Source organism: Marinococcus tarijensis (assembly GCF_054971385.1).
On sequence record NZ_JBQOJA010000053.1, the window covers coordinates 1 to 8232 of the forward strand.

8 protein-coding genes are annotated in these 8232 nt (G+C 45.9%); 1 reads left to right on the plus strand and 7 read right to left on the minus strand.

Features of this window, described 5'->3' with window-relative positions:
- Window positions 1-75: 75 nt before the first annotated feature.
- The 3 genes from ACTTK7_RS16645 to ACTTK7_RS16655 all read right to left on the minus strand — a co-directional run bounded on the left by ACTTK7_RS16645 (window position 76) and on the right by ACTTK7_RS16655 (window position 3324).
- On the minus strand, window positions 76-1509 hold the full coding sequence (locus ACTTK7_RS16645; RefSeq protein ID WP_462869221.1) for a DUF2254 domain-containing protein: 1434 nt from the start codon (window positions 1507-1509) through the stop codon (window positions 76-78).
- A 145-nt stretch (window positions 1510-1654) separates the two neighbouring features.
- Window positions 1655-2833, minus strand: a complete 1179-nt coding sequence (locus tag ACTTK7_RS16650) for an aminotransferase (RefSeq protein WP_462869222.1) — start codon at window positions 2831-2833, stop codon at window positions 1655-1657.
- Window positions 2830-3324, minus strand: a complete 495-nt coding sequence (locus ACTTK7_RS16655; RefSeq protein WP_462869223.1) for an Lrp/AsnC family transcriptional regulator — start codon at window positions 3322-3324, stop codon at window positions 2830-2832. Before ACTTK7_RS16655 ends, ACTTK7_RS16650 begins: the two co-directional genes overlap by 4 nt.
- A 227-nt stretch (window positions 3325-3551) precedes the next feature.
- Between ACTTK7_RS16655 and ACTTK7_RS16660 the strand changes: the two genes are divergently transcribed.
- Window positions 3552-4175 carry a cysteine hydrolase family protein gene (locus ACTTK7_RS16660; RefSeq protein ID WP_462869224.1) on the plus strand — a complete coding sequence of 208 codons (624 nt, stop codon included), beginning with the start codon at window positions 3552-3554 and terminating at the stop codon, window positions 4173-4175.
- A 109-nt stretch (window positions 4176-4284) separates the two neighbouring features.
- Here ACTTK7_RS16660 and ACTTK7_RS16665 read toward each other — a convergent pair whose 3' ends face one another.
- From ACTTK7_RS16665 to ACTTK7_RS16680, 4 genes are all read right to left on the minus strand, one after another.
- On the minus strand, window positions 4285-4761 hold the full coding sequence (locus ACTTK7_RS16665) for an S-ribosylhomocysteine lyase (protein WP_462869225.1): 477 nt from the start codon (window positions 4759-4761) through the stop codon (window positions 4285-4287).
- A gap of 124 nt (window positions 4762-4885) precedes the next feature.
- Window positions 4886-5962, minus strand: coding sequence for a TRAP transporter substrate-binding protein DctP (gene dctP, locus ACTTK7_RS16670; protein WP_462869226.1), 1077 nt, complete (start codon window positions 5960-5962; stop codon window positions 4886-4888).
- A gap of 89 nt (window positions 5963-6051) precedes the next feature.
- On the minus strand, window positions 6052-7326 hold the full coding sequence (locus ACTTK7_RS16675) for a TRAP transporter large permease (RefSeq protein ID WP_462869227.1): 1275 nt from the start codon (window positions 7324-7326) through the stop codon (window positions 6052-6054).
- A 28-nt stretch (window positions 7327-7354) separates the two neighbouring features.
- On the minus strand, window positions 7355-7897 hold the full coding sequence (locus ACTTK7_RS16680; RefSeq protein WP_462869228.1) for a TRAP transporter small permease: 543 nt from the start codon (window positions 7895-7897) through the stop codon (window positions 7355-7357).
- Window positions 7898-8232: the final 335 nt, after the last annotated feature.

The following is an 8232-nucleotide window of genomic DNA, read 5'->3' on the forward strand; positions in this document are numbered from 1 at the left end:
ATCATTCAAGGATGATCTCTTTCTTTGTTTGCGCATAGAAAAGGGGGGCTGTCCTATTTTTGGGACAGCCCCTTTTTAATCTTTATACTGACGTTCCGGAATATGCTTTTTTTGAATAACGCCACGATCAATGAAATCACGGACGAAGCTCTGAAACGACTCTTTGTCCTCGGAGTTCGCTGCAAGAGCTTCAATATTGTTCACGAATTTCAGCTGGTCGTAATCATATTTGAACTGGCCGGTAAAGCCGCGGGCAATCACCTTTCCGTAATGCCAGCAGCAGTTTTTATCCTTCGTGTTTAACGCTTTTGACAGTATGACCAGCGCTTCAAGCAGACTGTTTGTAATCACCGGGTCATTTTCAGAGTAAGAAGCAATATGGCTGAAGGCAGAATATACATAAAAGGCAAACTCTTCATCCTGCATGATCAGACGCAGCGTTTCATCTTCATCTGTTAAATACGGAGTGAACTTTGTAACCTTGGAAATCGAAAACAGCAGGTCCGTCAACTGGTAAATAGCATCCTGGGCGGTCATCGGCTCGTCATTCCCAATCGATTTGATTGCAATTTCGGTTAATTTCCGAATGCCGAATTCCAAATCCTGCACTTCCGTTTTGCTGTGTCCCAGGTATAAAAACTGGCGGAATTTCTGTTCATTGATCGCCATGTCCGCACTGTTGTCCGTTTTCCAGTATTTAAATAACGTAATTCCTTCCATCACAAAGTCACCAACCCGCCGCTCCATCTGAATAACGAGCCCGTCTTTTCTGGCTTCGCGTATCAGCTTGCCAAAATCCACCACCTGCAGAAAGCCGGTCCGTTCACTGGCCACTACGTGGGCTTCGCCATGCGTTTTTTCCCGGAAGACCCGGTTGGGGTCCTGCGGACGATACGGCTCCAGGTCATAAACGAGCGTATTCAAAATACGCTGTTGGGATTCTTCTTTCATGGAATTCGTAATGCTTGATACCTGCATCCATCTCGTTGCATGGTTGATAAACAAAATAAAATTAATAACAGAAATAGAAGTCATTACCACGCCGGAAATAGGGAAAATCACGTATTCACTCATGCCTGAATCAAGGAAAAAGAATACAAACAGCAGAAAAAAGAAACATAAGTTAAAGATCCCGATCGAGTGCTGGGTTTTTCGATCGGCAATAAAGTTAAAAAGCACCCTTGGCGTGAACTGGCCCGAAAAGCTCGTCAATACGACGAGTATCGAGTTAAAAGTGAAAGCGTTCAAGGTGAGTACGCCGGAGAGCATCGTGCTGTACATTGTCTGCGCCAGACTGTATTCAGTCGAAAACACCGGCAGCGAATTGAACGCCGGCTGCAGACCAAATTCTACCCAGTAGGCCACCCCGGAAAGTACGGCCGCGAGCATGATGTAAATAGCTGGAAGCACCCACAAGCTCGAGCGTATTTCATACCACTGCTGGCGGTAAGACATGCTCATCAGCTGCCGGATTTTTTTCGGCAGCATGCGTCGAATAGCATTTTTCAATAAATTCATCCTCTCTATACGAACCAAAAATACGTATGTAAATCCCTGTATCAGTTTCCCTTCTGTTTATGTTTTAAACTGATTTCAGTCTACTGCAACCTTACATGAAAAAGCCGGCAGAGAAAACCTGCCGGTCCATGCTTTTTTATCCATGCCGGTCCATGAAGCGTTTGAACCGCTCCATGGCCTCTACAAGCGACTCCAGGGAGGTAGCATACGAGCAGCGGATGTGCCCCTCTCCTCCTGAGCCAAAGACCGTTCCCGGCACGACAGCCACCTGCTCCTCTGTCAGAAACGCCTCAGCAAACGTTTCAGCATCCATACCGAGCTTTTCAATCGAAGGAAACGCATAAAAAGCGCCGAGCGGCGTGTGGCACTCCAGCCCCATCTCTGCGAACGTCTTCACTAAATAATTGCGGCGCTGACGGTAGCTTGCCACCATTTTTTCAACATCGGCACGCCCGTTTTTCAACGCCTCGAGCGCTCCAAACTGCGCAGAGGTAGACGCACACATCATCGTATACTGATGAATTTTGAGCACTGCAGCCATAATGTCTTTCGGACCGCAGACGTACCCTACCCTCCAGCCAGTCATTGCAAAAGCCTTTGAAAAACCGGAAATCAAAATGGTCCGATCGAGCATGCCCGGAAACGCCGGAAGGCTTGCATGCTCATAATCGTAGCTGAGTTCAGCGTAAATTTCGTCCGAGACAGCGAGCAGATCATAGTCCTGAATGACCTTTACAACCGGCTCGAGCTCCTCTTTTGACATGTGGGCTCCGGTCGGGTTGTTTGGGTAGGAAAGAAGCACCGCTTTTGTTTTCGGAGTGATAAGGTCTTCAAGCTCTTCTGCATTGATTTTAAAATCGTGTTTTTTTGATGTTTCAAGCGGTACGGGCACTCCGCCAGCCATAGTGATAATCGGCGCGTAGGAAACGAAGCAGGGCTCTGCGACAATGACTTCATCCCCCGGATTAATAATTGCCCGAAAGGCGGCATCGATGCCCTCACTTGCTCCCACCGTAATTACAATGTCCGATTCCGGATGATAGGAGACGCCGAAGGAGCTTTCGAGATAATGCGACACAGCTCTACGGAGTTCAATCAACCCGGCATTTGCCGTATAGGAGGTAAAGCCTCTTTCCATCGATACAATACTCGCTTCCCTTACATTCCACGGCGTGACAAAATCCGGTTCCCCCACCCCAAGGGAGATGACGTTATCCATCGTAGAAGCTAAATCAAAAAAGCGGCGTATGCCCGAAGGCTTTAACTGCTGCACGGTTTCTGACAGTCGGTGCTGCTGTGTAGAGGAAGTATTCATGGCGAAACCATCATTCTGTGATCTTCATCGTCATCGCCAAACACTACTCCGTCGTGTTTATACGTTTTCAGGCGGAAATGCGTGGTAGTGGAAATAACTGAATCAAGCGCCGACAGTTTACCAGAAACAAACGAAGCGATTTCAGACATCGTTTTTCCCTCGATGACTACCTGGAGGTCATACGTGCCGGACACGAGGTACAAAGCTTTAACCTCCGGAAAACGATGAATTCGTTCTGCTACTTCATCAAAACCGACCCCCCGCTGCGGAGTGACTTTTACATCAATCATTGCTGTCACACCGTCATGGTTGTTGACCTTGCTCCAGTCCACCACAGTAGCGTATGTGACGATTACTTTGTTTTCCTCTAGCTTTTTCAGCATCGTTTCTACTACTTCTTCTGTTTGATCTATCAGCTTGGCAATTGTTTTAATATCCATTCTGGCATTCTGCTCCAGCAAATGCAGTATCTCTAATTCTTTTTCATTCAAGAACGGCAGCCCCTTTCTCTCTCTTCAAAATTACATCTCCTGTGTACTATTGTACACTAAGGGAGGACACTAAACGATATGTCCTTCTTTTTTACAATATTTTTTAGGCAGTATATAAAACATTATCAAGCTTTCCGCGAAAATTTTCAAATTGATTTGCTGCTTATTATAAAAAACCCTTTTAAAATTTATTCAAAAAAGGAATCAGTAAAAATGGAGGCGATAATATGGCATCAGAGAAACCCCATATAAATCAACAGTCCAATGTGGCTTTTGTAGTTCTGGATATGATCAATGATTTAGATTTTTCGGACAGTGATGAATTACTCCCGCATGCTCTTGATGCAGCCGAAAATGTTAAAAACTTAAAAAAGCAGGCGAAAGAAAAGGATATTCCTGTCATTTACGTGAACGATAATTACGGACGCTGGCAGAGTAATTTCCCTGATCTCGTAGAATACTGCAGACGCGACGGTGTACCGGGCAAACCAGTAGTAGAAAAAATCCTTCCCGATGACGATGACTATTATATACTAAAACCTCAGTTTTCCGGTTTTTTTGCTACTCCGCTGGAAATCCTGCTGAATTACCTTGGTGTCACGACAATTATATTCGCCGGTGTCGCCGGGAACATGTGCGTCCACTTTACAGTAAACGATGCCTACATGCGCGGGTATAAATTAATGGTGCCGCAGGACTGCACCGCATCGAACAGCATGGAGGCCAATGAGGAAGCGATTAATTTAATGAGCAAGGTGCTTGGGGCTGACACCAGAGACAGTACTGATTACGATCTGGAAAAAATCATTCAGGAGGCCCAGGAGCTTCCGCAGCCGACCCATTCTTCATAAATACGTAAAGCTTCCGGGATGCCCGGAAGCTTTTTACATACTGGCATTAACCTTAGAAAGACACCAAATAAAAGCATCCTCCCGGGTTTACCGGAAGGATGCTTAATAATTATGCTTCAAATACACGTTCGAGTGAAGCATTGTCCTGATTAAGCCAGCTGCGGAAGACCTGCTTGGCGCCTTCAAGATCATGAAGCTTTGCCTGGCCGCACTGCAGTTCAGTTGCCGCCGGCACTTCGGTGACCTCTACGCCGTCTTTCATCGTTTTTTCAAGAATATCGATGATCTCACTTACCGCAGGCTCCCCGTTCATAATCAGATAAAAGCCTGTCTGACAGCCCATCGGCGAAAGATCAATAACTTCAAAATGGTCGTAGTCTTCAGCATATTCACGAATATTTAATGCAAGCAGATGCTCCATTGTATGAATCGTCGGCGGCTCAAGGTTATCCTCATTCGGCTGACAGAAACGGATATCGAATTTAGTGACAATGCCATCGCTTCCAACCTTCTGCACACCCGCCTGACGGACGTACGGAGCAACTACTTTCGTATGATCGAGTTCAAAGCTTTCTACTTTTGCCATATCGTTACGTTCACTCCTTTATTATTTTCTTCTACCTATTGTATCGTTTCCCGCGCGTAATTCCAAATTAAACACTTACAGCCAAAAAGCCCCGGCGTCTTTTGGCCGGGGCTTCAAAAATTTACTATTCGACTAATTCGCCGGTGATTTCTTCGATTTCGCCTTCAAGCGTTGTCAGAATTTCTTCTGCGTCGCCGCCGACTTCTTCTACGTAGTAATCACGCATTGGAAGGGTGACCTCCCGGAATTCAGCGCGCTGGTCTTCACTCAATTCCACCTGCTCAATGTCAGATTCACTGGTCATCGTCTCGCGGGCCTGTTCGTTCTGCTCGACCTGCTCGTCATACACCCAATCCTGCATTTCTGTTACAGTCTCATCGAAGGTTTCTTTCAGATCATCCGGAAGCTCATTATAGAACTGCGGATTCACTGTCGTCATCGCTACGTAAGAGTTCTGGTTGGAAATCATCAAATGACTCTGTACCTCGTCATAAGAAGAAGCTTCGATAAAAAACAGCGGGTTTTCCTGGCCGTCCACTGTCCCATTATCAAGAGAAGTATAAAGCTCTCCGGCGCTCAGAACCTGAGGATCAGCGCCGTATTCGCGATACGTCTGCTGAAGCAGTGGTGAGTTCTGGGTTCTCATTTGAAACCCGTTGAAATCGTCCGGTGACTCAATAGCTTTGTTGCCAGTCCACTGCATTGCTCCTTCGCTCCAGAAGGAAAGCGGCATAATATCTTCTTCTTCGTATCTGGCAGCCAGCGTATCGTTTAATGCTTCACTTTCATTCAACACCTGCTGCACATCTTCCTGATCATTTGGAAGCAAAAACTGCAGGGAGAAAACCTGGCCTTCCTCTACCATTGTTCCTGTAAAGCCCGGGGAGACGACAGCCATTTCAACTGCCCCCTGCTGAAGCTGCTCCACCTGGTCCACTTCACTGCCGAGTCCGCCGAACTCCACCGGCTCGATCGTCACCTGGCCGTCTGTCTTTTCATCCATCCGGCTCGCGAATTCCTGCGCATATTCATACTGTACCTGGCCTTCATTTTCTTCTGTCACAAAGGTCCATTCATATGTTTCTTCACCGTCGCCGCCACTGCCGCTTTCATCGCCGCCACCGCCACCGCCGCAAGCTGCGAGTACTGCTGCTGCAGAGAGAGTCGTTCCTGTCAACAAACCAAGCTTTTTCTTTTTCATGTGTAATTCCCCCTTATAAGTAATAACACGAATGATCCGGCTGTCGGAGAGAAGGCCATCCGCTACCCCCTTCCTCATCCAGCCTCCCGTTAATTATCAGGAAGTAAAAACGTTGAAATAGGCTCAAATGAGATAAGCAGAACTGCAATAATGAGCATCATCACAATAAACGGAGGCGTTCCACGGATCGTATCGAGATACGATCGGTTAAATACCGCACTCGCGGTAAATATATCCACTCCAAATGGCGGAGTAGCAGAGCCAAGTGCTGCCTGGAAGGTAATAACCACCCCTAAATGGACCGGGTCCACCCCTGCCTGGATCGCAGCTGGATAGAAAATTGGAGTCAAAATGAGAATAACTACAATTGGGTCTACAAACATACAGCCGATAAAGAAGAAAATGGATACAATAATCAAAACATAAATCGGTCCCGGATCCCCTCCAAGGAAAGTGTCTGTAATCATTTGCGGAATACGGGCGAACTGAATGACCCACGCAAATACCTGACCGCCTGCTACAAGCATAAAAACAGCTGACGTTACGAGTCCTGAAGATAAAGCAATACTGAACATCTGCTTCAGCTTTACTGTGCGGTAAACAATAACTTCCAGTACAAAGGCATACACGACAGCCATTGCTGCTGCTTCTGTCGGAGTGAAAAGCCCGGAGTAAATTCCTCCAATAATAATGACTAGAAATAATAAAGGGAAGATTGCATCAAAGGTCATTTTCCCGCGTTCTTTCCAAGGAATTTTAGCTGCGAGCGGGATGCTGTAAATTTTTGCGTGTATGTAGGCATAAAGGGTAAAAAAGACAAATACGAGAAGCCCCGGGCCGATACCCGCAATAAACATATCACCAAGGGAAGTGCCTGAAATTAAAGAATACATGATCATTCCTATACTCGGTGGTATTAGGAGGGCAACGTCGCTTGCGTTAATGATAAAAGCAATCGCCGTAGAATCTTTATATCCTACTTTTAACAGCCGCTGTCTCATTGGCCCGCCGATCGCTACCACTGTAGCCTGTGTAGATCCGGAAATCGAACCGAATATGGTGCAGGCAGCCGCTGTGGTAATTGCATAACCCCCCCGGAGGTGTCCGACAAACGCGCCGATAAAATCAAGCAGCCGCCTGGAAGTGTGGCCCTGTGACATAATGTCTGCTGCAAAGATAAACATCGGGACCGCCAGAAGCACATAGCTTGAGATACCTTCAAGCATCTGCTGCAGCATGATGAATGGATCAACGGCATCAAAGAAAAACAGCACTATCACCAGCGGAGCCAAAATTAATGGAACCATCATAGGGAAACCGAGCGCTAAAAAGATGACCATTATCGCAAGTAATGTAAAGAGCATAATTGGTTCCTCTCATTCTCCGAAAATTTTATAGTTGATTGGATTCTTTCGCTTCTTTCTCTGTATCATAGTCTTTTCGTTCCGCTGCGATATATACGTCTTTATTTTTCACGTTCACCCAGAAATTCCGTAAAAATTGAATACCTCCGAGTAAAAAGCCAATGGGCGCCCACACAACCATCCATACATAGGAAATCCGCAGGTAGTTGGTAACTCTGTTTTGTGAAGAGAGTACATAGTCATAGGAATAATATGCCAGTGTAAACAAAACTAAAGCTGTAACGAGCGGAATAATGAGCGCCAGCGTTTTCCGGAATTTATACGGTACATTATCAAACAATGCCGTCATGCTGATATGCCTGCCCTGCCTGGCCACATAACCAAGTCCAAGAAACGTCGCCATATAGATCGCAATCTGGCTGATCTCTTCTGCGAACGCCCATCCGCCGAGTCCAAGGTTCCTGCTGATGGTATTGCCTGCCACCATCACGGTTATTGTGATGATCGCAAGCGACAGAACTGCCTCTTCCGTGCGTTTGAGACCTAGATCAAGCCACTTTAATATTTTCAATTTTCAAACACCCGTTTCTGATTTTTTTCAATTTTAGAAAAACTTTTGCTGGATTTGAGATGAAGAGAGTCGCTGCTGCGTTATATATGTAAGTATAAAATTATTTTATAATAAGTTAGTGTAAGTATACTTAACATAGAGAGCGTAAAATATTTTGTGTAAACGAGCGAAGACGAAAAAAGGAAGTCCTTTTCTCGAAGAATGAAGTGAGCCGACCACATTCACAGAAAAGAGGACTTCCCTATGAATGATTTTTCGACAGATATTGCTCACGCTCTAGTCCAACATCAGGATATCAACGAGATCTTCCGATCTCATCTGGAACATGCCGTCAA